This is a genomic window from Sinomonas sp. T428B (genome assembly GCF_056780155.1).
The window spans coordinates 1,413,409-1,438,917 of the sequence record NZ_JBRAZR010000001.1 but is presented as its reverse complement, the minus strand read 5'-3'; the positions used below and the strand labels follow the sequence as shown (position 1 = coordinate 1,438,917).

Below are 25,509 nucleotides of genomic sequence, written 5' to 3'. Positions count from 1 at the left end.
GGAGCCTCCGCGGTCTCAGAGCCCCTCGGTCGCGGCGAGGGCCTCCCGGACGGCGGCCACGGACACGTCGATGTCTGCCGCGTCGGTGGACCAGTTCGTGACCGAGATGCGCAGGACGGCGCGCCCGTGCCAGCGCGAGCCTGTCATCCACACCCGGCCGTCGGCGACGAGCCAGTCCGCGACGGCGCGGGTGCGCTCGTCGCTGCCGAAGGCGAGGGACACCTGGCTGAAGACGACGTCGTTGAGCACCTCGGCCCCGGGGAGCTCGGCGATCCGCCGGGCCAGCTCCCCCGCATTGGCCGCGAGGCCGCCCACGAGCCCGGCCACGCCGTCCCGGCCCAGGGAGCGCAGCGCCGCCCAGACCGTGACGCCACGCGCCCGCCGCGAGAGCTCCGGGACCTTCTCGAACGGGTCCCCGGGCCCGTGGTCGCCGTGGGCATCGTGCATGAGGTAGTCCGCGTGCAGGCCGAGCGCCGTCCGCAGGGCAGGCACGTCGCGGCAGGCCACGATCCCGCAGTCGTAGGGGACGTTGAGGTTCTTGTGCGCGTCCGTGGCCCACGAGTCCGCGCCGGCGGCGCCCTCCATGAGGTGCCGGGTCGCCGGGGACGCGGCCGCCCACAGGCCGAACGCGCCGTCGATGTGGACCCACGCGCCGTGCTCGCGGGCGGCGGCGATGGCCGCGGGGAAGGGGTCGAAGGCGCCCGAGTGGAGGTTCCCGGCCTGGAGGCAGACGACGGCGGGCCCCTCCCCGCGCGCGAGCGCGGCGGCGAGCGCGTCCGGCCGCACCCGGCCCTCGCCGTCGACCGCCACGGCCTCCGGCGCGCCGAGGCCGAGGTACCGCAGCGCCATGTCGACCGTGTCGTGCCGCTCGGCGCCGACGAGCACGCGGACGCGGGGACCGCCGGCGAGCCCCCGGGCGTTGACGTCCCATCCGGCGCGCTCGAGCACCCGCCACCGGGCCGCCGCGAGGCCCGCGAAGTTCGCCATGCTCGCGCCGGTGACGAAACCGATGTCGGCGCCGGGAGGGAGGCCGAGCAGGTCCACGACCCAGCGGCCCGCGGCCTCCTCGGCCGCGGCGACGGCGGGCGTCGCGAAGCGCAGGCCCGTGTTCTGGTCCCACGCGCTCACGAGCCAGTCGGCGGCCATGGCGGCGGGCAGGGTCCCGCCGATGACGAAGCCGTAGAACCGTCCCGAGGCCATGGCGGTCAGGCCCGGCTCGGCCGTCCGGGCGAGCAGGTCGACGACGTCGGCCGGGTCCCCGCCGGCGTCCGGGAGGCCGCCGTCGAACGCCTCGGCGAGCGCGTCCGCCGTCGTGCGCGGGGCCACGGGCCGGTCCGGGAGGCTGCCGAGCCAGCGCCGCGCGTGCGACGCGGCCCGGGCGAGGGGTGCGTCGAAGTCCTCGGGCCTGAGCATGGTGCGCATGCTACGCCGCTGGCCGTGTGTGCGGAACCGGCCGCGGTGCGGGCCGCCGCGCGCCCGGGAGTCAGGCGACGTTCTCGGCCCAGACGTCGGCCCCGAGCTTGACCGCGAGGGCCGCGACGACGGCGAGGAAGACCCACCGGATGAACCGGCTCCCGCGCGCGACGGCCATCCGCGCGCCCAGGTACCCGCCGCACATGTTCGCGGCTCCGAGGGCGATGCCGAGGCCCCAGAGGACCGCTCCGTGGGGCACGAAGAGGAGGAGGGCCCCGAGGTTCGTGGCCATGTTGACGATCTTGGCCTTGGCGCTCGCCTCGAGGAACGCGTAGCCCATGCCGGAGACGAGGGCGATGACGAGGAACGAGCCGGTCCCGGGGCCGATGAGGCCGTCGTAGAACCCGATCGCCGTCCCGAGCCCGCAGGCCGCGGCGAGGTGCCGCCGCCCCTTGAGCCGCAGCTCGGTGTACTCGCCCAGGCGCGGCCGCAGGACCGTGAAGAGGGCGACGGCGACGATCGCCACGAGGATGATCGGCTTGAACACGCGCGAGGGCAGGACCGTGGCGAGCGCTGCCCCGCCGAGCGAGCCGGCGAGGGCCACGAGCGCCATCGGCACGGCCGTGGCCAGGTCCGGCCGGACGCGGCGCGCGTAGGTGAGCGCGCTCGTCGTCGTCCCGAAGACCGAGCCGAGCTTGTTCGTCGCGAGCGCCTGGACGGGCGTGATGCCCGGGACGGCGAGCAGCGCGGGCAGCTGGAGGAGGCCTCCCCCGCCCACGACGGCGTCGACCCAGCCCGCGGCGAAGCCGGCCGCGACGATGAGCGCGAGCGTGAGGGGTTCGAGGCCCTCGAAGCCCGTCAGCACGCGCCCGCCGGGTGTGTCTGGTCCCCCCGCACCTGACGGGCTAAGCGCCGGCGCGCACGGCGGCGACGACGCGGTCCACGACGTCGGCGACCGGGACATCCTCGGCGGTGCCGCTGCGGCGGTCCTTGACCTCGAGCGTGCCCGAGGCGAGGCCCTTGCCCACGGCGACGATCGTCGGCACGCCGATGAGCTCGGCGTCGCCGAACTTGACGCCCGGGGAGACCTTGGGCCGGTCATCGAGCATGACCGTGAGGCCGCGGGCCTCGAGCTCGGCGGCGACGCGCTCGGCCTCGGCGAAGATCTCCTCGCCCCGCCCGACGGCGACGACGTGGACGTCCGCGGGGGCTACGGCGCGGGGCCAGATCAGGCCCTTCTCGTCGTGGTTCGACTCGGCGAGGGCCGCGACGGCGCGGGTCACGCCGATGCCGTAGGAGCCCATGGTCACGACGACCTGCTTGCCGTTCGCGTCCAGCACCTTCAGGTCCAGCGCCGCGGCGTACTTGCGGCCGAGCTGGAAGATGTGGCCCATCTCGATGCCGCGGGCGGTCTCGAGCGGGCCCGAGCCGTCCGGCGCCTCGTCCCCCGCGCGGACCTCGGTGCACTCGATGACGCCGTCCCAGCCGAAGTCCCGGCCGGCGACGAGGCCGTAGACGTGCTTGCCGTGCTCGTTGGCGCCCGTGATCCACGTGGTGCCCGAGACGACCCGGGGGTCGACGAGGTACAGGAGCTTGGCCTTGCCCTCGAGCCCGAGGAGCGCGTCGTCGCGGTCGAGGCCCGGGCCGAGGTAGCCCTTGACGATGAGCGGGGCCTCCTTGAGCTCCTCGTCGCTCGCGGCGTCGATGCCGATCTCGCCCGCGACGGGCAGGAAGGCGCCGATGTTGGCCTCGACGCGCTTGAGGTCCACGTTCCGGTCCCCGGGCACGCCGAGCACGACGAGCTGCTTCTCGCCCGTGGGCAGCTTGACGGAGAGGACGACGTTCTTGAGCGTGTCCGCGGCCGTCCAGGGCCGCTCGGGATTCGGGTAGATCGTCTGGGACGCCGCGACGAGCGTCTCGATCGTGGGCGTGTCCGGGGTGTCGAGGACGACGGCGGGGGGCGCGGCCGTGTAGTCGATCTCCGGCGGGGCGACGGTGGTGACGGCCTCGACGTTGGCCGCGTAGCCGCCGGCGGAGCGGACGAACGTGTCCTCGCCGACCTCGGTCGGGTGCAGGAACTCCTCGCTCTTGGAGCCGCCCATCGCGCCCGCGGTCGCCTTGACCGGCACGACGTCGAGCCCAAGCCGGTCGAAGATCTTCAGGTAGGCGCGGCGGTGGGCCTGGTAGCTCTGCTCCAGGCCGGCGTCGTCGGCGTCGAACGAGTAGGAGTCCTTCATGATGAACTCGCGCCCGCGCAGGAGGCCCGCGCGGGGGCGCGCCTCGTCGCGGTACTTGTTCTGGATCTGGTAGATGCTCAGCGGCAGGTCCTTGTACGAGGAGTACAGGTCCTTGACGAGGAGGGTGAACACCTCCTCGTGGGTCGGCGCGAGGAGGTAGTCCGCCTGCTTGCGGTCCTTGAGGCGGAAGATCCCCTCGCCGTACTCGGTCCAGCGGTTCGTCGCCTCGTAGGGCTCCTTGGGCAGCAGGGCCGGGAAGTGGACCTCCTGGGCGCCGATCGCCGCCATCTCCTCGCGGATGATCTGCTCGACCCGGCGCAGCACCGCGAGGCCCAGCGGGAGCCACGTGTAGATGCCGGGGGCGGCGCGGCGGATGTAGCCGGCCCGCACGAGGAGCTTGTGGCTGGCCACCTCGGCGTCGGCCGGGTCCTCGCGCAGGGTTCGCAGGAACAGGGTGGAGAGTCGCAGGACCACGCGGGGCATCCGTTCTCGTGCAGGTTCTCGTCCAGGGCAGGGAGAGCCGAGGGAAAAGGTCAGCTACCAATGTAGCCCAGCCGGAACGTTGACCGCCCAACGGGCCCGCCCTACCCTCAATTCATCATGTGATGAATTGGAGCGCGCCATGCCTCACACGCCAGCCCATGCGGCCCCCACCCCGCCCGCCATCGAGGCCGATTTGCTCTCGGTGCGCATCCGGCGCACCCCCATCCTCGACGGCCTCGGCTTCACCGTGCCGGAGGGCCGCATCACGGGCCTCCTCGGCCCCTCGGGCAGCGGCAAGAGCACGCTCATGCGCGCGATCGTCGGCGTCCAGCGCCTGGCCGGGGGCTCGCTCACGGTGCTGGGCCGGCCCGCCGGAGCCAGTGCGCTGCGCGGGCGGATCGGCTACATGACGCAGGACCCGAGCGTCTACCGGGACCTCACGGTCCTGGACAATGTGCGCTACTTCGGAGCCATCCACGGCCGCTCGGCGGCGGATGCACGGGCCGCCGTCGAGGCCGTGGGCCTCACCGACGTCGCGAGGCGGCGGGCCGGCTCGCTCTCCGGCGGGCAGTTCAGCCGCGTCTCGCTCGCGTGCGCCCTCGTCGGCGAGCCCGAGCTGCTCGTCCTCGACGAGCCCACCGTCGGCCTCGACCCCGTGCTGCGCGCGGACCTGTGGGACCAGTTCCACCTCCTCGCCGCGGGCGGCACGACCCTCCTCGTCTCGAGCCACGTCATGGAGGAGGCCGGCCGGTGCGACTCCCTCCTGCTCCTGCGCGAGGGGCGGCTCCTGGCCCAGCTCACGCCCGGGCAGCTGCGCGAGCGCGGCGGCAGCGAGGACCTCGAGGCCGCCTTCCTCGGCATCATCCGCGCGGACCTCGCCCGGCAGGCTGCCGGGCTCCCCGCCCCGACCAAGGAGCATGCGGCATGAACCCGCGCATCCTCGCCGCGACCGCGGCGCGCGTCCTTACCCAGCTGCGCCGGGACCACCGCACGATTGCGATGATCCTCGTCGTCCCGGCGGCGCTCCTGTCGATCGTGTACTGGCTCTTCGAGAACGAGACGCTGCCGCCCGGCGCGCCCCGCACCTTCGACCGCGTCGGGCTCATCATGCTCGCGATCTTCCCGTTCGTCGTGATGTTCCTCATCACCTCGATCACGATGCTGCGCGAGCGGACGTCGGGGACGCTCGAGCGGCTCATGACGACGCCGATCCACCAGGCCGACCTGCTCTTCGGCTACGGCATCGCCTTCTCGCTCATGGCGGCGCTGCAGTCCGGCGTCGCGACGGGGGTCGCCTACTGGGTCTTCGACCTGGACATCGACGGCAACGCCGGGCTCGTCGTCGCCGTCGCCGTCCTCAATGCCGTCCTCGGGGTCGCGCTCGGCCTGTTCTGCAGCGCGTTCGCGCGCACCGAGTTCCAGGCCGTGCAGTTCATGCCTGTCGTCGTCGTCCCGCAGATCCTCCTGTGCGGGCTGTTCGTGGCGCGGGACCGGATGAACGAGGTCTTCCAGGCCGTCTCCGACTGGATGCCGCTCACCTACTCCGTCGACGCGCTCCAGGAGATCGCCGCGAACGCGGATCCGACGGCGGACATGTGGCGCGACTTCGCGACGATGGGGGCGATCGTGCTCGGGCTGCTCGTCCTCGCCTCGTTCACGCTGCCCCGGAAGAGCTCGTGACGGGGCTGCGCCGGGGCCGCCCCGGCGACGCGGGCGCCGGCAACCGCAGGGAGCTCATCGTCTCCGCCGCGACGAGGCTCTTCGCCGAGCACGGCTTCGACGCGGTGAGCCTGCGGCAGATCGCGCGCGAGGCGGGCGTGGATCCGGCGCTCGTCCACCACTACTTCGCCGGCAAGGACGAGGTCTATGCCGCCTCGGTCGAGCTGCCGGCGGACCCCGACGAGGTCCTGGCCGGGCTCGGCGACCGCCCCCTCGACGAGCGGGCCACCGCCCTCCTCACCGCCCTCGTGCGCCTGTGGGAGGGCCCGGCAGGGCATGCGCTCGCGGCGTTCGTCCGCGGCTCCCTCGGGTCGAAGCGGCGCACGGCCGCGATGCGCGAGGTGTTCCGGCGGCGCATCCTCCCGCACGTCTCCGACGGCCTTCCGGGGGACGCCGCCGAGCGCGAGCTGCGGGGCACGCTGGGGGCCACCCAGGTCCTGGGATTCGTGCTCCTGCGCTACGTGGTGCGCCTCGAACCGATCGCCTCCATGCCCGCCGAGTCGGCAGTCCGCCTCGTGGCCCCCGCGGTGCAGCGGCACCTGACAGGTCCGCTGCCGCCGGTCTCCGGCGGCCGCCCCTAGAGCGGGAGCCGCGCGAACGCCATGTCGACGTACGCGCGGACGGCGGCCGCGGCGTCGTCCGGGCGGGCGTCCACGAGGAGCACCTCGACCGTGACCGTGCCCTTGACCGCGACAGCGTGGACGACGCTGCGCTGCTGCGGCATGCTCCCGGCCGAGGGATCGGGGACGCTGGCCGTCGCGGTGACCATGACCCCGTCGGCCGAGGTCCCCGGGTCCGCCGCGGCGGCGGAGACGGGGACCCGCTGGCCGCCGAGGGTCACCTCGAAGCGTGCGCACGCGGCCACGCGCTCGGCCAGGGCCTTGGCCTCTGCGGAGGCCGCGGCGGGATCCGCGTGGCTCTTGAGCCCGACGGCGGTGTTCCTGGCCCGGTTGTCGGACGGGGCGAGGATGAGGGCGGCCGCGGCCTTGTCGAGCCCGGAGGCCGTCGACGGCGCCGTGACGGCCCCGCAGTCCGCGGGCGAGGGCTCGGCGAACAGCGCCGGCACGGCCGCGCCGCCCTGGGCGGCCAGCTGGGCGTGGTCGAGCACCGTCCCGCCCAGCTTGAGGGCGGTGCGCGTCTGGGCAGCGGTCTCGACGAGCTCCTCGGCGGAGAAGCTGCGCTGCTGCCCCGAGGCGTTGAGGCCGGGGACGCCGTCGCCCGTGGACGGCGGGAGCGCCGCCCCCGCCCGGCAGCCGGACAGCACGACGGCGGCGGCGAGGGCCGCGGCCGCGAGCACAGGCCGGCGTCGTGCGGTCCCGAGACGGCGTGCGTGCGGAACGGACATGCTCGTGGATCCCCCGTCGGTAGGCATGCTGGATTCAGCCCCCAGCCTACGGGGTTCAGAACAGGACAGTCGCGAAGGTGCCTACCTGCTCGAAGCCCACGGTGCGGTACGCGGCGCGGGCGCGGTGGTTGTAGTCGTTGACGTAGAGGCTCACGACCGGGGCGATGCGGCGAGCATGGTCGACGACGGCGGCCATCCCGCCGTGGCTGAGCCCGGTGCCGCGGTAGCCGGGGTCCACCCAGACGCCCTGGACCTGGGTCGCGGTCGCGGCGACGGAGCCGAGCTCGGCCTTGAACATGACCTCCCCGCGCGGGCCGAAGCGCGCGAACGAGTGCCCGGCCGCGATGAGCTGGCGGACCCGGCGGTAGTAGTTCTCGCTGCCCCCGGCCACGGGCGAGTACCCGACCTCCTCCTCGAACATCGACACGCAGGCGGGGGCGAGCGCGGCGAAGTCGTCGAGGGTCGTCACGCGCACGAGCGGGTCGGCGGGGACGGCCGGCGGCCCGTCGAGGGCCAGGAGCGGCTGGTCGGGGCGCACGTCCCGCGCCGCGGGGCCGTGCAGCTCCGCAAAGATCGCCAGAGTGGCCTTGGCGGGCCCGAAGATCGAGGCGAAGCGGCGGTGCGAGGACCGGATCGACTCGGCGTACAGGGGCGCGTGCTCGGCCGGGACCTCCACCGGGACGATGTTGGCACCGAGCCAGCAGGCGCTCGTGAGCCGCCCATCGCCGTCGAACGCACCGAGCACCTCCGCGCCGGCGGCCGTGGGAGCGGCCGTCCCGTGCAGCGCGAGGTGGGCGGCGATGAAGACGTTCGCCACCGGGTCCGCGGCGGCGAGCTCCGTGAGGGCACGGGTGTCCGCGTCCTCGAGCCTGCGCACCGCGACGGCGGCGCCGCGGCTACGAGACGGTGACCACGGGGCCGCCCTGGACAGCATCTTCGCCACCAGCCTCCCCCATCTCCTCGGCGATCTTCATCGCTTCCTCGATCAGAGTCTCCACGATGTCCGCCTCGGGCACGGTCTTGATGACCTGGCCCTTGACGAAGATCTGGCCCTTGCCGTTGCCGGACGCGACGCCGAGGTCGGCCTCGCGCGCCTCGCCAGGACCGTTAACGACGCAGCCCATGACGGCCACGCGCAGCGGGACCTCCATGCCCTCAAGGCCGGCCGTGACCTGCTCAGCGAGCGTGTACACGTCGACCTGCGCCCGTCCGCACGAGGGGCACGAGACGATCTCGAGCTTGCGCGGGCGCAGGTTGAGCGACTGCAGGATCTGGATCCCGACCTTGACCTCCTCGACCGGCGGGGCCGAGAGGGAGACGCGGATCGTGTCCCCGATGCCCCGGGACAGGAGCGCCCCGAACGCGGTCGCGGACTTGATCGTGCCCTGGAAGGCCGGGCCAGCCTCGGTCACGCCGAGGTGGAGCGGCCAGTCGCCGCGCTCGGCGAGGAGCTCGTACGCGCGGACCATGACGACCGGGTCGTTGTGCTTGACCGAGATCTTGAAGTCGTGGAAGTCGTGCTCCTCGAAGAGGCTCGCCTCCCACACGGCGCTCTCGACGAGGGCCTCGGGCGTGGCCTTGCCGTACTTCTGGAGGAGGCGCGGGTCGAGCGAGCCCGCGTTGACGCCGATGCGGATCGACGTGCCGTGGTCCTTGGCCGCCTGGGCGATCTCCTTGACCTGGTCGTCGAACTTGCGGATGTTGCCGGGGTTGACGCGCACGGCGGCGCAGCCGGCCTCGATCGCCGCGAAGACGTACTTCGGCTGGAAGTGGATGTCCGCGATCACCGGGATCTGGGACTTCTTCGCGATGATCGGCAGGGCCTCGGCATCGTCGGCGCTCGGGCAGGCCACGCGGACGATGTCGCAGCCGGCGGCGGTGAGCTCCGCGATCTGCTGGAGGGTCGCGTTGATGTCGGTGGTCGGCGTCGTCGTCATGGACTGGACGCTGACCGGCGACTCGGAGCCGACGCCGACCGAGCCGACACGGATCTGCCGCGTCGGCCGCCGGGGCGCGAGGACGGGCGGCGGGGCGGCTGGCATTCCGAGGCTGACCGAGGTCACGTGCTTCAGGCTCCTTCGGGGTGGTGCGGGGTTCTCTGGCTGGGAGGCCGGGGGCCGGCTCAGGCGGTGGCGGCCTCGGCGAGGAGGCCGATGATCGGGTTCCACACGGTCGCGCCGGTCTCGGCGATGAGGCCGGCCTCGGCGAACGGGTCCTGGGCCAGGAGGGCGTCGAGCTCGGCGCGGTCCTCGGCCCGGAAGATCAGCAGGGCGCTGCCGCCGCCCTCGTAGGGTCCGCTCGCGAGCAGGGCGCCCTCCTCGGCGCGCTCCCGGAGCCACGCGCGGTGGGCGGGGCGGACCTCGTCGAGGCGGTCGGGGGCCCCGGTCACGTAGCGGTATTCGACGGCGAAGACAGTCATGGGTCCAGCCTATCCCCCGCTCACCCGAACAGCTTCACCGGCTTCACGATGTCGGCGTAGATGAGCAGCACGCTCATGAGGATCAGGACGCTCGCCACGGCGTACGTCAGCGGCAGGAGCCGGGCGATGTCGAAGGGCCCGGGGTCGGGCCGCCTCCGCCAGGCCGCCACGCGCCGTCGTGCGCCCTCATAGAGCGCCCCGGCGATGTGCCCGCCGTCGAGCGGCAGGAGGGGGATGAGGTTGAACACGGCCAGGGCGAGGTTGACGCCGGCCAGGATGCCGAAGAGCGTGCCGACGCGCGCCTCGAGCGGGACCTCCTCGAGCGCCGCGACCTCGCCGGCGACGCGTCCGACGCCGACGACGCTGATGGGGCCGTTCGGGTCCCGCTCCGCCGTGCTGAACGCCGCCTCGCCGACCGCGACGAGGCGCGCGGGCAGGTTGAGCACGATGCCGGTGACCTGGACGATGTTCTCCCCCACCGCCGGCAGCACGGCGGACGCGGGCTCGGGCGCGAGCTCCTGCCGGGGGCCGATGCCGAGGAAGCCGACCTCGGTGGTCTGGTAGGTCCCGTCGGGGTTCGTCACGGCCTGGCCGTGGGGCCCGACGACGGGCCGGGCGCTGAGCACGGGCGTCACCGCGGTGTGGACCTCGGCGCCGTCGCGCAGGAGCGTCACGGGCACCTCGCGGCCGGCGGAGGCCCGGATCCAGGAGGTGAGCTGGTCCCAGCCCGCGACCTCGCGATCGTCGAACGCGACGACCGTGTCCCCCGGCCTGAACCCCGCCGCGGCGGCCGGCGTCGGGGTGCACGTGGCCGGGTCGGGGGTCTCCTCGCTGCCCTCGACGACCATGCACGCGGAGACGTTCGCGAGCTGGAGGGTGGGGTGCGGCGTGCCGAAGCCCATGAGCGTGACGGCCGTGAACAGCACGCCGAGCACGATGTTCATGGCCGGGCCGCCGAGCATGACGACGACCTTCTTCCAGACGGGGAGCTGGTAGAAGAGCCGCCCATGGTCCTCGGGCCGGACCTCCTCGTGCGCCTGGTCCCGCGCGGCCTCCGCGAGCCCCTGGAACATCCCCGTGCTCGAGGCGCGCACGGACCCATCCCGGGCGTTCGGCGGGAACATGCCGACCATCGCGACGTAGCCGCCGAGCGGCAGGGCCTTGACGCCGTACTCCGTCTCGCCGCGGGTCCTCGAGAACAGCGTCGGCCCGAAGCCGATCATGTACCGGGTCACGCGGACCTTGAACAGCTTCGCTGGCAGCAGGTGGCCGACCTCGTGCAGCGCGATCGACGCGGCGATGCCGATCGCGACGAAGACGACGCCGAGGACGAACAGGACAGTGGGATTCACGAAAATGGACTCCTAACTCCGAGAGTCCAAACGGTCGTGGGCCCGCTTCCGTGCCCACTCCTCGGCCTCGAGGACGGATTCCACCGTGAGCTCAGGCGCGCCGTCGTGCTCGGAGAGCACCGCCTCGACGGTGTCCACGATGTCGAGGAAGCCGATCGCGCCGGCGTGGAAGGCCTCGACGGCCTCCTCGTTCGCGGCGTTGAACACGGCTGGGAACGTGCCGCCCTGCTTCGCGGCCTCGCGGGCGAGCCCGACCGCGGGGAACGCCTCGCCATCGAGCGGCTCGAAGGTCCAGGACGCCGCCTGGGTGAAGTCGCAGGGGGTCGCGGCGTGCGGGACCCGGTCCGGCCAGCCGAGGCCGAGCGCGATGGGCAGGCGCATGTCCGGCGGGGACGCCTGGGCGATGATCGAGCCGTCCGTGAACTGCACCATCGAGTGCACGACCGACTGGGGGTGGACGACGACGTCGATCGCCTCGAGCGGGGTCCCGAACAGGAGGTGCGCCTCGATGAGCTCGAGCCCCTTGTTCACGAGGGTCGCCGAGTTGGTCGTGACGACCCTGCCCATGTCCCACGTGGGGTGGTTGAGCGCCTCGGACGGGGTCACGTGGGCCAGCTCCGAGCGCGTGCGGCCGCGGAAGGGCCCGCCGGAGGCGGTGAGGATGAGCTTCTCGACCTCGGCCGCCCGGCCCGAGCGCAGGCACTGGGCGATCGCGGAGTGCTCGGAGTCGACGGGGACGATCTGCCCCGGCGAGGCCGCCCCCGTCACGAGCGCCCCGCCGACGATGAGGCTCTCCTTGTTGGCGAGCGCGAGCGTCGCGCCGGAGCGGAGCGCGGCGAGGGTCGGGGCGAGCCCGATGCTGCCCGTGATGCCGTTGAGCACGACGTCGGCCGGGCCGCTCCCGCCGTCCCAGGCGGCGATGCGCGTCGCGGCGTCGGGGCCTGAGAACAGCACTGGCTCGTACCCGCCGACGCCCTGCCGCTCCGCGGCCTCCGCGATCTCGGTGAGCAGCTCGTCGACGCTCCCCGCCGCGATGCCGACGGCCTCGGCCCGCGTGTGCACGGCCTGCCGCGCGATCGCGGCGATGTTCCCCCCGCCCGCCGCGAGCGCCGTGACGCGGAAGCGGTGCGGGGCGCGGTCGACGACGTCGATCGCCTGGGTGCCGATGCTGCCGGTGGAGCCGAGCAGGATCACGGACCTCGGGGAGTCGGAGCGCGGGGAATCAGTGCGCTGCTCGGCGCCGGGAGTCTGCATGCCCCCAGTATCCCAGCTGCGCTCTCTCCCAGGTGCGCGTTGCCCCCTGCGGGAACGGCCCAGGGCGAACGGGGATAGGGCTCACAGGCGCGCGATGCCGTTGGCGATCGCGAGCACCGCGCCCGCGTAGGCGATGACGACGACGGCGAGGCGCACGGTCCTGCCTGCGAGCCGGCGCGAGAGCAGGTCTCCCGCCGTGATCCCCACGAGCATGCACGCGAACACCCCGGCCCACTGCCACAGCTCGAGGGCCGGGGTGTGCCCGCCGGTCGCGACGACCTTGGCGAGGAACGACGTCGTGCCCGTGGTGATGAAGAACGGCTGGAGGGTCGCGCCGAAGCGGCGCTGGTCCCAGCTGCTGAGCACCGCGTAGGCGGTCACGGCCGGCCCGCCGACGGCCGCGGCGGCGTTCATGAGGCCGGAGGCGAAGCCGCTCGCGGCGATGACGCCGAGGCCGTCGACGCGCCGCCTAGCCCGTGCGGCGAGCTGCGACATGGCAAGGCCGGTGATGAGCGTCAGCCCGATCCCGATCTGGAGCGGGCCTGCTGGCGCGCGGCTCGCGATCACCGCGCCGAGGGCGATCCCGGCCAGCCCGGGCACGATGAGGCCGGCATAGCGGCGCCAGTCCACGTCCCGCCACACCCTCGAGAGGATGAGCGTGGAGGACAGGGCGCCGCACGCGTTGACGACCATGACGCCGTCGAGCGGGCCGAGGAGGACGACGAGCACGGGCGAGACCATGAGCCCGAACCCCAGCCCGGCGACGCGCTGGGCCATGGCCCCGACGACGACGGCGAGCAGGACGGCGGCGAACACCCGAGCATCCTAAGCCGGTCTCTTCGGGTGACCCCGCCCGTCGCCTAGGCGCCCGCGCGGCGCAGGACCGCCTCGGCGTGGCGCAGGATGGGGCCGTCGATCATGCGCCCCCGATGCTGGAACACTCCTGTTCCAGCCTCCTCGGCGGCGGCGAGGAGCTCGCGCGCGTCCGCGACCGCCTGCTCCGAGGGGCGGTAGGCGTCCCGCACGGCGGCGACCTGGCTCGGGTGGATGCAGGCCTTGGCGGCGAAGCCAGACGCGGCGGCGTCGGCCGACTCGGCCGCGAGGCCCGCGAGGTCCGGGATGTCCGTGTACACCGCATCCACGGCCGCCTTGCCGTAGGCGCCGGCGGCCAGCAGCACGCTCGAGCGGGCGTGCAGCGCGATGGCCCGGTAGGCGCCGTCGTCCGCCCGGCTCGACGTCCCGCCCAGGGACGCGACGAGGTCCTCGGCACCCCACATGAGCGCGACCGTGTTCGGCTCGGCGGCGATCGCGGGCGCGGCCAGCACCCCGGCGGCCGTCTCGCACAGCGCGATGACGCCGTAGGCGCGCAGGAGCGCGAGCTGCTCCGGCGACTCGGCCTTGGCGAGCATGACCATCCTGTACGGCGTGGCCTCGAGGGCCTCGAGGTCCGCCTCGAAGTGCACGCCCGAGGAGCCTGGGCCGGCGGCGTTGACCCGGACGATCGTCCGCTCCGGGTCGAGCGGGACCTCGGCCAGGTTCAGCCGGGCCTCGGCCTTCGCGTCCGGTGCGACGGCGTCCTCGAGGTCGAGGATGACGGCGTCGGCCCGCTCGGCGGCCTTGGCGAAGCGCTCGGGCCGGTCGGCGGGGCAGAACAGGAGGGCGGGGCCGAGGCCGAAGCCGTCCGCGAGGGGGTGGGTGTTCATGCCCCCACCCTATGGGCCTCGCGCGTCCACATGAGGCAGCTGCGCCTGGCCCGCGCGACGACGGTCCCGTCCTGGTTGCGGCCCGTGTGCTCCATGGTCACGATCCCCTGCCCGGGGCGCGAGGACGAGAGGCGCTTCTCGGTCACGGCGGTCTCGGTGTAGAGCGTGTCCCCGTGGAAGAGCGGGTGCGGGAAGGCCACGTCGGTGAGCCCGAGCTGGGCGACGATCGTGCCCTGCGTGAGCTGCGTGACCGACTGGCCGACCATGGTGGACAGCGTGAGCATCGAGTTCACGAGCCTCTGCCCGAACGGCTGCCCCGCGCTCCACGCGGCGTCGAGGTGGAGCGCCTGGGTGTTCATGGTCAGGGTCGTGAACAGGACGTTGTCCGCCTCGGTGAGGGTCCGGCCGGGGCGGTGCGCGTAGAGGACGCCCTCCTCGAGCTCGTCGAAGTACAGCCCGCGCTGGACGACGAGGCGCGGCGCCTCCTCGCCGTCGGGCGCGGGCGCCTGCCCCTCTTCACTCGCCTCCGGCTCACGGCTCCTTGTCACGGATCTCCACCTCCAGCTCGGCCGCGGTGGCCGCCACGACGTCGGCCTCGGACACCTCGGGCGCGAGCTCGCGCAGCACGAGCACCGCTCCTCCCCGCGCCGGCTCCATCCCCGCCCCCACCCCATCGCGGACGACGTCGATGACACCCAGGTCGGTCACGATCCGGTCCACGCACCCCCGCCCGGTGAGCGGGAGCGTGCACTCGGGCAGGATCTTCGGGTTCCCGTTCTTGTCGGTGTGCTCCATCATGACGATGAGCCGCTTGGCCCCGAAGACGAGGTCCATCGCGCCGCCCATGCCCTTGACCATCTTGCCGGGGATCATCCAGTTGGCGAGGTCCCCGTTCGCCGAGACCTCCATGGCGCCGAGCACGGCGACGTCGACGTGCCCGCCGCGGACCATCCCGAAGGACGTCGACGAGTCGAAGAACGCCGCGCCCTTGTTCACGGTAACGGTCTCCTTGCCGGCGTTGATGAGGTCCGGGTCCACGTCCTCCTCGCGCGGGTACGGGCCCGTGCCGAGGATCCCGTTCTCGGAGTGCAGGACCACCTCGACCCCGGCGGGGATGTAGTTGGGGATGAGGGTCGGCATGCCGATCCCGAGGTTGACGTACTGTCCGTTCCTGAGCTCGCGCGCCACGCGCGCGGCGAGCTCGTTGCGGGTCCACGGCATCACGATCCCCCTTCGCTGGCGGCCACTGTCCTCTTCTCGATCCGCTTCTCAGAGTGCGGGCTCCCCGGCGGCACATGCACGACGCGCTGGACGAAGATCCCCGGCAGGTGCACGTGCTCGGGGTCGAGGCCGCCGGGCTCGACGAGCTCCTCGACCTCGGCGATCGTGACCCGTCCGGCCATCGCGCACAGCGGGTTGAAGTTCATCGCGGTCGCGTGGAAGACGAGGTTGCCGTGCCGGTCGCCCTTCTGGGCATGCACGAGCGCGAAGTCGGGGGTGAGGGACTCCTCGAGGACGTAGTCGGCGCCGTGGAAGGTGCGCACCTCCTTCGGCGAGGACGCGAGCACGACGTTCCCCTCGGCGTCGTACCTCTGCGGCAGCCCGCCCTCGGCGACGAGTGTTCCCACCCCCGCCGCCGTGAAGAAGGCGGGGATGCCGGCCCCGCCGGCGCGCAGCTTCTCGGCGAGCGTGCCCTGCGGGGTCAGGACCACCTCGAGCTCACCGGCGAGGTACTGCCGGGCGAACTCCTTGTTCTCGCCCACGTAGGAGCTGATGGTGCGGCGGATGCGCCCGGCGGAGAGCAGGATGCCCAGGCCCCAGTCGTCGACGCCGCAGTTGTTGCTGATCGTCGTGAGGTCCCGCGTGCCCTGGCGGTGCAGGGCGTCGATGAGCGCCACGGGGATCCCGCACAGCCCGAAGCCGCCGACGGCGAGCGACGCGCCGTCGCCGATGTCCGCCACCGCCTGCTCGGCGCTGGCCACCACTTTGTCGATCACAGCCCCTCCTCATTGAGTCTCTCCGCCCGCGCGCGCGGGGTCCGCTCAACCCATCCAATACACGCACCGCCGGTTTGGCTAGAGCTGGCCCTCAGAGCCCCAGCTCGCGCGCGATGAGCATGAGCTGGACCTCGGTGGTGCCCTCCCCGATCTCGAGGATCTTCGAGTCGCGGTAGTGCCGGGCGACCGTGGACTCGTTGATGAACCCGTAGCCGCCGAACACCTGCGTCGCGTCCCGGGAGTTGTCCATCGCGGCCTCGCCGGCCACCATCTTCGCGATCGCCGCCTGGGTCTTGAACGGCTTCCCGGCGAGCATGCGCGCGGCAGCGTCGTAGTAGGCGAGCCGCGCGGTGTGGGCGCGGGCCTGCATGCGGGCGATCTTGAACTGGATCCCCTGGTACTTGCCGATCGTCGAGCCGAAGGCCCGGCGCTCCTTCGCGTACTTGACGGACAGGTCCACACAGCCCTGCGCCGCGCCCGTGGCGAGGGCCGCGATCGCGATCCGCCCCTCGTCAAGGACCGTGAGGAAGTTCGCGTAGCCCCTGCCCCGCTCCCCGAGGAGGTTCTCCTCCGGCACGCGCGCGCCCTTGAACGAGAGCGGGTGGGTGTCCGAGGCGTTCCAGCCCACCTTGCTGTACGCCTTCTCGGCCCGGAATCCCGGGGTGCCGCGGGGGACGATGATCGTCGAGATCTCCTTGCGCTCGGTCCCGTCGGGGCGCCGCTCGGTGCCCGTCACGGCCGTGACGGTGACGAACGCGGTGATGTCCGTGCCGGAGTTCGTGATGAACTCCTTCGCGCCGTTGATCACCCACTCCCTGCCGTCCGCCCCGTCCTCGAGCCTCGCGGTCGTCTTCGTCCCCCCGGCGTCCGAGCCGGCCTCGGGCTCGGTGAGGCCGAAGCCCGCGAGTGCCTTCCCCGACGCGAGGTCCGGGAGCCAGCGCTCCTTCTGCTCGTCGGTGCCGAAGCGGTAGATGGGCATGGCGCCCAGGGAGACGGCGGCCTCGAGCGTGATCGCGACCGACTGGTCCACGCGGCCGAGCTGCTCGAGGGCCAGGGCGAGGGCGAAGAAGTCCCCGCCCATGCCGCCGTGCTCCTCGGGGAACGGCAGGCCGAACAGGCCCAGCTCCCCCATCTGCTTGATCACCTCATAGGGGAAGCTGTGCTCCTCGTCGTGCTTCGCGGACACGGGCGCGACGACCTCGTCGGCGAACTCGCGCACGGTGTCACTGAGCTCCCGGTACTCGTCGGCGAGCTGGAAGTCGACCATGGTTCTCCTCGGTTCTCCTGGTCTGGTCCGGTGGTTCAGGGGGTGCCCGCGGCGGCCGGCGGCTCGGCCGGCTCCGGGGGTTCCGCGGGGACGACGGTCGCGACGACCTGGTCCGCCTTGACGAGCCCGCCGACGGCGACGTGCAACTGGACTGTGCCCGCGAGCGCCGCGACGAGCTGGTGCTCCATCTTCATGGCCTCGACGCTCACGAGCGGCTGGCCCGCCTCGACGGCCTGGCCCGGCTCGACGGCGATCGAGACGACGGTGCCGGGCATCGGCGTGCGGACCTCCGGGTCCGCCTCGCCCTCGTGGCGGTGCACGGCGGCCCGGACGCGCTCGAGCCGGGCCGCGCGGCCCAGCACGGGCAGCGCCGCGGACCAGCCGCCCTCGCCCAGGAAGAGGGTGCGCTCGCCCGTCGCGGGGTCAGTGCGTTCGGCCCAGGCGAAGGCGTGCTCCTCGCCGTCGAGCTCGAGGAGGACGTCGTGGGGCCCGGTCGACGTGAGGCTCGCCTTCCGCTCGGGCCCGGGGCCGGACCCCGAGTCGATGCGGACGACGGCGGCCTGCCGGGCCTGGGGGCCCCGGTCCGGCGGCGGGCCGGCCTGCGGCGCGGCAACCATCACCGTGGCGAGGCCGCCCTCGGGGGTGCCGAGGGAGACGCGGCGGGGAGCGGGCGCGCCGAGGCGCCACGAGTCGGCCCGCCATGGGCCGGCCGCGGTGGCCGGGTGATCCACGCCCGATTCCCCCGCGCCGTCCCCTGCGGGCGCGGCCGCGAGCAGGGCCGCCGCAGCGTACTCGGCCTCGCCGGGGGCCCTGAAGTCCAGGTGGCCTAGCCGGCGCTCGATGAGCGTCGTGTCGAGGTGGCCGGCGCGGACGTCTGGGTCGGCGAGGAGGAGGCGGAGGTACTCGACGTTGGTCGCGAGGCCGAGCACGGTGGTGCCGCCCAGGGCCGCGTCGAGGGCGGCGAGGGCCTCCGCCCGGTCGCGGCCCCAGGCGACGGCCTTGGCGAGCATCGGGTCGTAGTCCGATCCGATGTCGACCCCCTCGGCGAGGGAGCTGTCGACGCGCACCCGGGGCCCGCCGTCGTGCTCGGCGTCCCCCGCCCCCGCGGGCACTGCGAGGGGCGCGCCGCGCAGCTCGGCCGAGCCCGGCTCGCGCAGGAGCTCGACGCGGCCCGTCGCGGGGACGAAGCCGCGGGCCGGGACCTCGGCGTAGATGCGGGCCTCGATCGCGTGCCCGTCGAGGCGGATGGCGTCCTGGGCGAGGGCGAGCGGCTCGCCGGCGGCGATCCGCAGCTGCTGCTCGACGAGGTCGATTCCGGTGACCATCTCGGTGACGGGGTGCTCGACCTGGAGGCGCGTGTTCATCTCCATGAAGAAGAACTCGTCGGGGTGCTCGTCCGAGACGAGGAACTCCACGGTCCCGGCGCCCACGTAGGCGACGCTGCGGGCGGCGTCGCACGCCGCGGCGCCGATCCGCTCCCGCGTCGCGGCGTCCAGGAGCGGCGAGGGCGCCTCCTCGATGACCTTCTGGTGGCGGCGCTGGAGCGAGCACTCGCGCTCGCCGAGGTGGACCGTCGTGCCGTGGCTGTCCGCGAGGACCTGGACCTCGATGTGCCGCGGGGCCCGGATGAGCCGCTCGAGCAGGAGGGTGTCGTCGCCGAACGCGGCCGAGGCGACCCGGCGGGCCGTCGCGAGCGCCCGCGGGAGCCCCTCGGCGGACTCGACCGCCTGCATGCCCTTGCCGCCGCCCCCGGCGGAGGGCTTGATGAGCAGCGGGTACCCCACGCCGTCGGCCGCGGCGAGGAGTTCCTCATCGGTGAGGCCCGGCTCGGCGACGCCGGGGACCACCGGGACGCCGTAGCCGGCCACGTGGTTCTTGGCCCGGATCTTGTCCCCCATGACCGCGAGCGCCTCGGCGCCCGGGCCCACGAACACGACCCCGGCCTCGGCGAGCGCGCGGGCGAGCTCGGCGTTCTCGCTCAGGAATCCGTAGCCGGGGTGGACGGCCTCCGCGCCGGTCGCGCGGCACGCGGCCACGATCGCGGGGATGCTCAGGTAGCTCTGGGCGGCGGGGGCAGGGCCGAGGCGGACGGCCTCGTCGGCCTCGCGCACGTGCCGGGCGCCGGCGTCGGCGTCGCTGTAGACGGCGACGGACGCGACGCCGAGCCGCCGCAGCGTGCGGATCACGCGGCAGGCGATCTCGCCGCGGTTGGCCACGAGGACCTTGGCGAAGGGCGGGGCCGCGGGGGGCCTTGGGCTCGACGGGATCATGGCCTCACATCCTGAAGACGCCGAAGTTCGGCTCGGGCAGCGCCGCTCCCGCGACGACGGCGAGCGCCATGCCGAGCACCCGGCGCGTGTCCGCGGGGTCGATCACGCCGTCGTCCCAGAGCCTTGCGGTCGAGTAGTACGGGCTCCCCTGCTCCTCGTACTGGGTCCGGATGGGCGCCTTGAAGGCCTCCTCGTCCTCGGCCGACCACTCCTGCCCGGCGGCCTCGAGCCCGTCGCGGCGCACCGTCGCGAGGACGCTCGCGGCCTGGTTGCCGCCCATGACCGAGATGCGGCTCGCGGGCCACATCCAGAGGAAGCGCGGCGAGTACGCCCGCCCGCACATCGAGTAGTTCCCGGCGCCGAACGAGCCCCCGATCACGACCGTGAGCTTGGGCACCCGGGTCGTGGCGACGGCGGTGACCATCTTGGCCCCGTGCTTGGCGATGCCGCCGTGCTCGTAGTCGCGTCCCACCATGAAGCCCGAGATGTTCTGCAGGAACACGAGCGGGACGCCGCGCTGGTCGCACAGCTCGATGAAGTGGGCGCCCTTGAGCGCGGACTCGGCGAAGAGGACGCCGTTGTTCGCAACGATCCCGACGGGGTGGCCGTGGATGCGGGCGAAGCCGGTCACGAGCGTCGCGCCGTACTCGCGCTTGAACTCGTGGAAGGCGCTGCCGTCCACGAGCCGGGCGATGACCTCGCGCACGTCGTACTGGGCGTTGACGTCCGTCGGGACGGCGCCGTAGAGCTCCTGCACGGAGGCCTTCGGCTCGACGGCGGGGAGCACGTCCCACGGGGGCTTGGCCGGCGGCGGGAGCGTCTCGACGATGCTGCGGACGATCTCGAGGGCGTGCTCGTCGTTGTCCGCGAGGTGGTCCGCGACCCCCGAGATCCGCGCGTGCACGTCGCCCCCGCCGAGCTCCTCGGCCGTGACGACCTCCCCGATCGCGGCCTTCACAAGGGGCGGGCCGCCGAGGAAGATCGTGCCCTGGTTCCGCACGATCACGGTCTCGTCGCTCATCGCGGGCACGTAGGCGCCGCCCGCGGTGCAGGAGCCGAGCACGGCGGCGATCTGCGGGACCCCCGCCGCCGAGAGCCTCGCCTGGTTGTAGAAGATCCGGCCGAAGTGCTCCCGGTCCGGGAACACCTCGTCCTGCTTGGGCAGGAAGGCCCCGCCCGAGTCGACGAGGTAGATGCACGGGAGCCGGTTCTCGAGCGCGATCTCCTGCGCGCGCAGGTGCTTCTTGACCGTCATCGGGTAGTAGGTGCCGCCCTTGACCGTCGCGTCGTTGGAGACGACGAGGACGTGCCGGCCGTGCACGAGGCCGATGCCGGCGATGACCCCCGCGGCCGGGCACTCGCCGTCGTACATCCCCTCTGCGGCGAGGGGCGCGATCTCGAGGAAGGGCGAGCCCTCGTCGAGCAGCACGTCGATGCGCTCCCGCGGCAGGAGCTTGCCCCGGGCCACGTGCCGCTCCCGGGAGCGCTCGGGGCCGCCGAGGGCCGCGGCGGCGAGGCGGCCGCGCAGCTCGGCGGCGAGGGCGCGCTGGGCGGCCTCGTTCTCTGCGAAAGCTGGGCCGGCTCGGTCGATCCGGCTGAGCAGGGTCTCCATCCGCGTCCTCCCGGGCCCGCGTCCTCGCGGGCTGAGTTAATGACAGCTAACTGGAATCCAAGTTAATGTGGATTAACTGTGATGTCCAGCACGGGAGGGACATGAGCGAGCCATCCAGCCCGCGCAGCGAGGCGAAGGCCTCGCGCCGCCAGGCGATCCTCGACGCGGCCGCGGGCCTCTTCGCCGCCCAGGGGTTCGCGGGCGCGTCCCTCGAGGATGTCGGGGCGGAGGCCGGGGTGCGCGGGCCGGCCATCTACCGGCACTTCGCCGGAAAGCAGGCCATGCTCGGCGCCCTCCTGCTCGAGGCGAGCGAGGCGCTGCTCGAGGGCGGGCGCCAGGTCGCGGCCCAGGCGCACGACGACGCCGCGCGGCTGGGCGCGCTCGTCGCCTTCCAGGTGGACTTCGCGCTCGCCCGGCCGGACGTCATCCGGATCCAGGACAGGGACTTCGGGGCGCTCTCCGACGCCGACCGCGAGCGCGTGCGCGCGCTCCAGCTCGAGTACGTCGACGTGTGGCGGGATGCGCTCGCGCCCCTGCACCCGGACGAGGGCGCCCCGGCGCTGCGGCTGCGGGCCCAGGCGGTGTTCGGGCTCATCAACTCGACCCCGCACTCGGTGCGCCGCCACGGCGGGCGCGTCCCAACGGCGACGGCCCGGCGTCTCCTCGAGTCCATGGCGCTCGCGGCCCTCACGGCCCGCCCGTGAGGGGTCACTTCCCCTCCCGTGAGGGGTCACTTCCCCATCCCTGAGGGGTCACTTCCCATTCGAACGAAAGGGATATGACCCCTCAACCGGTGGGACATGACCCCTCAACGGGCGGTCAGACCATCGTCAGGACCATGGCCGGGTCGGCGAGGATCGCGCCGACGTCGGCGAGGAAGCGGGAGGCCTGCTCGCCGTCGACGAGACGGTGGTCGAACGTCAGCGACAGCGTCATGACCTGCCGCAGCGCGACCTGCCCCTCGAACTCCCACGGCACGCGCCGCACCTGGCCCACGGCGACGATCGCCGCCTCGCCCGGGGTGAGGATCGGCGTGCCGGCGTCGATGCCGAACACGCCGATGTTCGTGATCGAGATCGTCCCGCCCGAAAGCTCGGCGGGCCCGGCGTGCCCCTCCTTCGCCGTGGCCGCGAGGTCCGCGAGCGCCTGGGCGAGCTCCGCGAGGCCCATGCGGTCGGCGTCCTTGATGTTCGGCACGAGGAGCCCGCGCGGCGTCGCCGCCGCGATGCCGAGGTTCACGTAGTGGTACTGCACGATCTCCTGGGCCGCCTCGTCCCAGTGCGAGTTGAGCGTCGGGTTGCGCGTGAGCCCGATGAGCACGGCCTTGGCCACGAGCGTCAGGGGCGTGAGCTTGAGGCCCGAGAAAGCCCGGCTCTCCCGCAGCCGCGCGAGCAGCTCCATCGACGGGGTCACGTCGACCGTGAGGAACTCGGACGCCTGCGGCGCCGTGAACGCGCTCGCGACCATCGCCGCGGCGGTGTGCTTGCGCACGCCCTTGATGGGCGTGCGCGTCTGGCGCTCGCCCGGCTCCGGGGCGCGGACGACGCCGGCACCCGCCCGGGCGGCCGCCGCGCCTTCCGCCTCGGCTCCCTTCCCTGCGGGGCCGATCGCGGCGAGGACGTCGTCGCGCGTGATGAGCCCGGTGGGCCCGGTGCCCGCGAGGCCCTCGAGGTCGACGCCGAGGTCCTTGGCGAGCTTGCGGACGGGCGGCGTCGAGCGGGGGCGCTCGGGGCGGCGGGGCGCAGCTTCCGGAACGCCCGGGCCGGGCGCCGGCCCCGGCTCAGGCGCGCCCTGGCCCGCCCACGTCCTGCCCTTGCGGGCGGGACGCTCGCTCCCCTCCACGAGGGCCCCGTAGCCCACGAGGTTGGGCTCGCGCTTCTGGGTGGGCGCGCCGACGCCGGCCGGACCCGACCGCGCGGGCGGGCGCACGGCGTCGGCCGCGACCTCGAAGGAGACGATCGGCGCCCCGACGGCGACGGTCGTCCCGGGCTCGGCGAGGATCTCGACGACCGTGCCGGTGAACGGACTCGGGATCTCGACGACGGCCTTGGCGGTCTCGACCTCGGCGATGACCTGGTTGAGGGTCACGCGGTCCCCCGCGGCCACGCGCCAGGCCACGATCTCCGACTCGGTCAGGCCCTCACCCAGGTCCGGGAGGCGGAACTCCCGGATCACAGTGTTGGGAGAGCCGGCGTGGGTCGTTTCGCTCACTGGCCCTCCTCGAGCCCGCTCAGGGAGTTCGGCCTGCCGAGGGCGCGGTCCACGCCGTCGAGGATCCGGTCGAGGTCCGGCAGGTGGTGGTGCTCGATCTTCGAGTACGGGTACGGGATGTCGAACCCGGTCACGCGAACGGGCGCGTGCTCGAGGTGGTAGAAGCAGCGCTCGGTGATGCTCGCGGCGATCTCGGCCCCGAGCCCGCCGGACTGCGGGGCCTCGTGCGCGATCACGAGCCTGCCGGTGCGGCGCACCGACTCCTCCACGACGGGGTAGTCGACGGGCGAGAGCGAGCGCAGGTCGATGACCTCGACGGACACGCCCTCGTCGGAGGCCGCGACGGCGGCGTCGAGGCATGTCTTGACGAGCGGCCCGTAGGAGACGAGCGTGACGTCGTCGCCCTCCACGGCGACCCGTGCCGAGCCCATGGAAAGCCCGCCGGGCCCCTCGAGCCCGATGGCCTCGTCGACCTCCCCCCTGTCGTGGTAGCGCCGCTTGGGCTCGAAGAACACGACGGGGTCGTCGCTCGCGATCGCCTGCTGGATCATGCTGTAGGCGTCCTGCGGGTTGGAGACGGCGACGACGCGCAGCCCCGGGGTGTGCGCGAAGTACGCCTCCGGGGACTCGGAGTGGTGCTCGGGGGAGCCGATGCCGCCCCCGAAGGGCACGCGGATGGTCAGCGGAACCCTGACGTTGCCGCGCGTGCGGTAGTGCAGCTTCGCGACCTGGGACACGATCTGGTCGAAGGCCGGGTAGACGAAGCCGTCGAACTGGATCTCGACGACGGGCCGGTACCCGCGGTAGGCCATGCCGATCGCCGTTCCCATGATCCCGGCCTCCGCGAGCGGGGTGTCGATCACCCGGTGGGGGCCGAAGTCTTTCTGGAGCCCGTCGGTGATGCGGAAGACGCCGCCGAGCCGGCCGATGTCCTCGCCCATGAGCACGACCTTGGGGTCCCGCTCCATGGCCCGACGGAGGCCTGCGGTGATCGCCCTCCCGAACGTCATCTCGGCCATCACTGGGCCCCTTCCCGCTCGGCTGCGGCATGTTTGTGCACGTGGCCGGCCTCGAGGCCGGCGAGGTACCGCGTGTAGTGGTCCTTCTGCCGGTCCAGCTGGGTGTGCGGCCCGGTGTACACGTGCTCGAAGACGGCCGACGCCGGCGGGTCGGGCATGTGCACCGTCTCCTCGCGCAGGCGGGCGGCGACGTCGTCAGCCGTGGCCCGGACGCGCTCCCTCAGGGCGTCGTCGAGCAGGCCGCGCGAGGCGAGATAGGCCTCGAGCCGGGCGATCGGATCCTTCTCGCGCCAGTCCTCGAGCTCGTTCGCGTCGCGGTACCTCGTCGGGTCGTCGGCCGTGGTGTGCGGGCCCATGCGGTAGGTCACCGCCTCGATGAACGAGGGGCCGTTGCCGCTGCGTGCCCGCTCGAGGGCCTCGCGGGTCACGGCGAGGCACGCGAGGACGTCGTTGCCGTCCACGCGCACGCTCGGGATGCCGAAGCCGGGGGCGCGGTGGGCGATCGGCACGTGCGCCTGCAGGCCCACGGGCTCGGAGATCGCCCACTGGTTGTTCTGGCAGAAGAACACGACCGGGGCCTGGAAGCTCGCGGCGAAGACCATGGCCTCGTTCACGTCGCCCTGGCTCGTCGCGCCGTCGCCGAAGTAGGTGATCGCCGCGGCGTCGGCGCCGTCGAACTGGATGCCCATCGCGTACCCGGTCGCGTGCAGGGTCTGCGCGCCGATGATGACCTGCGTGGGGGCCATGTTCACCGAGAACGGGTCCCACCCGGCGTTCGCGCAGCCCCGCCAGACCCGCATCATGTCCCCGACGTCGACCCCGCGGCAGTACGCGACCGCGCTCTCGCGGTAGCTCGAGAAGACGAAGTCGTCCTCGCGCAGGGCCCGTCCCGAGCCGATCTGCGCGCCCTCCTGGCCCAGGAACGGCGGCCAGAGCGCGAGCTCGCCCTGGCGCTGGAGGGCGGTGGCCTCGGCGTCGATGCGCCGCACGACGACGAGGTCCTCGTACAGCCCTGTTAGGACCTCGGCCCCCGCGTCGCCGTCGACGTCGGCGAGATAGGGGTCGTAGCGGCCGTCGGCGATCCGCTCCCCGCGCGGCGTGAGCAGCTGGACCGGCTCGCCCTCCGGCCCCGTCGTCATCTGGTACGTAGACACGGCCCTCGCTGCCCCAATCGTCGTCGGCGGCCCCGGGGGGCCGCAGCTTCCTGC

At 73.4% G+C, this 25,509-nt stretch carries 24 protein-coding genes; 4 read left to right on the top strand and 20 right to left on the bottom strand.

Features of this window, described 5'->3' with window-relative positions; all coding sequences use genetic code 11:
- Positions 1-15 precede the first annotated feature (15 nt).
- The 3 genes from ACUYMY_RS06650 to ACUYMY_RS06640 all read right to left on the bottom strand — a co-directional run bounded on the left by ACUYMY_RS06650 (position 16) and on the right by ACUYMY_RS06640 (position 4,124).
- Positions 16-1,413, bottom strand: coding sequence for a pyridoxal phosphate-dependent decarboxylase family protein (locus ACUYMY_RS06650; RefSeq protein ID WP_481702820.1), 1,398 nt, complete (start codon positions 1,411-1,413; stop codon positions 16-18).
- Between the two features lie 70 nt (positions 1,414-1,483).
- Positions 1,484-2,278, bottom strand: a complete 795-nt coding sequence (locus tag ACUYMY_RS06645; protein WP_481702819.1) for a TSUP family transporter — start codon at positions 2,276-2,278, stop codon at positions 1,484-1,486.
- Between the two features lie 40 nt (positions 2,279-2,318).
- Positions 2,319-4,124, bottom strand: coding sequence for a proline--tRNA ligase (locus tag ACUYMY_RS06640; RefSeq protein ID WP_481702818.1), 1,806 nt, complete (start codon positions 4,122-4,124; stop codon positions 2,319-2,321).
- Positions 4,125-4,272: 148 nt separating this feature from the next.
- Between ACUYMY_RS06640 and ACUYMY_RS06635 the strand changes: the two genes are divergently transcribed.
- The 3 genes from ACUYMY_RS06635 to ACUYMY_RS06625 are packed head-to-tail and all read left to right on the top strand — an operon-like array spanning position 4,273 to position 6,433.
- Positions 4,273-5,061 carry an ABC transporter ATP-binding protein gene (locus ACUYMY_RS06635; RefSeq protein WP_481702817.1) on the top strand — a complete coding sequence of 263 codons (789 nt, stop codon included), beginning with the start codon at positions 4,273-4,275 and terminating at the stop codon, positions 5,059-5,061.
- The gene (locus tag ACUYMY_RS06630; RefSeq protein ID WP_481702816.1) at positions 5,058-5,813 is read left to right on the top strand and encodes an ABC transporter permease; all 756 of its coding nucleotides are present in this window, start codon (positions 5,058-5,060) and stop codon (positions 5,811-5,813) included. Before ACUYMY_RS06635 ends, ACUYMY_RS06630 begins: the two co-directional genes overlap by 4 nt.
- A complete protein-coding gene (locus ACUYMY_RS06625) occupies positions 5,810-6,433 on the top strand; it encodes a TetR/AcrR family transcriptional regulator (RefSeq protein WP_481702815.1) in 624 nt (207 codons plus the stop codon). The genes ACUYMY_RS06630 and ACUYMY_RS06625 overlap by 4 nt, the downstream gene beginning before the upstream one ends.
- Here ACUYMY_RS06625 and ACUYMY_RS06620 read toward each other — a convergent pair.
- The 14 genes from ACUYMY_RS06620 to ACUYMY_RS06555 all read right to left on the bottom strand — a co-directional run bounded on the left by ACUYMY_RS06620 (position 6,430) and on the right by ACUYMY_RS06555 (position 21,071).
- Complete coding sequence (locus ACUYMY_RS06620) at positions 6,430-7,197, bottom strand: hypothetical protein (RefSeq protein ID WP_481702814.1); 768 nt, start codon at positions 7,195-7,197, stop codon at positions 6,430-6,432. The genes ACUYMY_RS06625 and ACUYMY_RS06620 overlap by 4 nt on opposite strands.
- A gap of 55 nt (positions 7,198-7,252) precedes the next feature.
- Complete coding sequence (locus ACUYMY_RS06615; protein WP_481704986.1) at positions 7,253-8,131, bottom strand: GNAT family N-acetyltransferase; 879 nt, start codon at positions 8,129-8,131, stop codon at positions 7,253-7,255.
- Positions 8,094-9,260 carry a flavodoxin-dependent (E)-4-hydroxy-3-methylbut-2-enyl-diphosphate synthase gene (ispG, locus tag ACUYMY_RS06610; RefSeq protein ID WP_481702813.1) on the bottom strand — a complete coding sequence of 389 codons (1,167 nt, stop codon included), beginning with the start codon at positions 9,258-9,260 and terminating at the stop codon, positions 8,094-8,096. The genes ACUYMY_RS06615 and ispG overlap by 38 nt, the downstream gene beginning before the upstream one ends.
- Before the next feature lie 59 nt (positions 9,261-9,319).
- Positions 9,320-9,616 carry a YciI family protein gene (locus tag ACUYMY_RS06605; protein ID WP_481702812.1) on the bottom strand — a complete coding sequence of 99 codons (297 nt, stop codon included), beginning with the start codon at positions 9,614-9,616 and terminating at the stop codon, positions 9,320-9,322.
- A gap of 20 nt (positions 9,617-9,636) precedes the next feature.
- Entirely contained in the window at positions 9,637-10,968 is a 1,332-nt protein-coding gene (locus ACUYMY_RS06600) for a M50 family metallopeptidase (RefSeq protein ID WP_481702811.1), read from the bottom strand.
- A gap of 12 nt (positions 10,969-10,980) precedes the next feature.
- Positions 10,981-12,222 carry a 1-deoxy-D-xylulose-5-phosphate reductoisomerase gene (dxr, locus tag ACUYMY_RS06595; protein ID WP_481702810.1) on the bottom strand — a complete coding sequence of 414 codons (1,242 nt, stop codon included), beginning with the start codon at positions 12,220-12,222 and terminating at the stop codon, positions 10,981-10,983.
- 81 nt (positions 12,223-12,303) lie between these two features.
- Positions 12,304-13,038, bottom strand: a complete 735-nt coding sequence (locus ACUYMY_RS06590; protein WP_481702809.1) for a TSUP family transporter — start codon at positions 13,036-13,038, stop codon at positions 12,304-12,306.
- A gap of 44 nt (positions 13,039-13,082) precedes the next feature.
- Positions 13,083-13,925 (bottom strand): HpcH/HpaI aldolase/citrate lyase family protein, encoded by an 843-nt coding sequence (locus ACUYMY_RS06585; protein WP_481702808.1) that lies wholly within the window; start codon positions 13,923-13,925, stop codon positions 13,083-13,085.
- Positions 13,922-14,380 (bottom strand): MaoC family dehydratase, encoded by a 459-nt coding sequence (locus tag ACUYMY_RS06580; RefSeq protein ID WP_481704985.1) that lies wholly within the window; start codon positions 14,378-14,380, stop codon positions 13,922-13,924. Before ACUYMY_RS06580 ends, ACUYMY_RS06585 begins: the two co-directional genes overlap by 4 nt.
- Before the next feature lie 76 nt (positions 14,381-14,456).
- Positions 14,457-15,146: a CoA transferase subunit B gene (locus ACUYMY_RS06575; protein ID WP_481702807.1), complete on the bottom strand. Its 690-nt coding sequence runs from the start codon at positions 15,144-15,146 to the stop codon at positions 14,457-14,459.
- Positions 15,146-15,922: a CoA transferase subunit A gene (locus tag ACUYMY_RS06570; protein WP_481702806.1), complete on the bottom strand. Its 777-nt coding sequence runs from the start codon at positions 15,920-15,922 to the stop codon at positions 15,146-15,148. Before ACUYMY_RS06570 ends, ACUYMY_RS06575 begins: the two co-directional genes overlap by 1 nt.
- A gap of 91 nt (positions 15,923-16,013) precedes the next feature.
- Positions 16,014-17,189, bottom strand: coding sequence for an acyl-CoA dehydrogenase family protein (locus tag ACUYMY_RS06565; protein WP_481702805.1), 1,176 nt, complete (start codon positions 17,187-17,189; stop codon positions 16,014-16,016).
- 35 nt (positions 17,190-17,224) lie between these two features.
- Positions 17,225-19,459 carry an acetyl/propionyl/methylcrotonyl-CoA carboxylase subunit alpha gene (locus tag ACUYMY_RS06560; protein WP_481702804.1) on the bottom strand — a complete coding sequence of 745 codons (2,235 nt, stop codon included), beginning with the start codon at positions 19,457-19,459 and terminating at the stop codon, positions 17,225-17,227.
- Positions 19,460-19,463: 4 nt separating this feature from the next.
- Positions 19,464-21,071 (bottom strand): carboxyl transferase domain-containing protein, encoded by a 1,608-nt coding sequence (locus ACUYMY_RS06555; RefSeq protein ID WP_481702803.1) that lies wholly within the window; start codon positions 21,069-21,071, stop codon positions 19,464-19,466.
- Positions 21,072-21,172: 101 nt separating this feature from the next.
- Between ACUYMY_RS06555 and ACUYMY_RS06550 the strand changes: the two genes are divergently transcribed.
- A complete protein-coding gene (locus ACUYMY_RS06550; protein WP_481702802.1) occupies positions 21,173-21,775 on the top strand; it encodes a TetR/AcrR family transcriptional regulator in 603 nt (200 codons plus the stop codon).
- Positions 21,776-21,890: 115 nt separating this feature from the next.
- Here the strand turns inward: ACUYMY_RS06550 and ACUYMY_RS06545 are convergent, their stop codons facing one another.
- From ACUYMY_RS06545 to pdhA, 3 genes are read right to left on the bottom strand one after another with little or no spacing between them, the layout of a single operon-like run.
- Positions 21,891-23,246 (bottom strand): dihydrolipoamide acetyltransferase family protein, encoded by a 1,356-nt coding sequence (locus ACUYMY_RS06545; RefSeq protein WP_481704984.1) that lies wholly within the window; start codon positions 23,244-23,246, stop codon positions 21,891-21,893.
- Between the two features lie 32 nt (positions 23,247-23,278).
- Positions 23,279-24,301 (bottom strand): alpha-ketoacid dehydrogenase subunit beta, encoded by a 1,023-nt coding sequence (locus ACUYMY_RS06540; protein ID WP_481702801.1) that lies wholly within the window; start codon positions 24,299-24,301, stop codon positions 23,279-23,281.
- A complete protein-coding gene (gene pdhA, locus ACUYMY_RS06535; RefSeq protein WP_481704983.1) occupies positions 24,301-25,440 on the bottom strand; it encodes a pyruvate dehydrogenase (acetyl-transferring) E1 component subunit alpha in 1,140 nt (379 codons plus the stop codon). Before pdhA ends, ACUYMY_RS06540 begins: the two co-directional genes overlap by 1 nt.
- Positions 25,441-25,509: the final 69 nt, after the last annotated feature.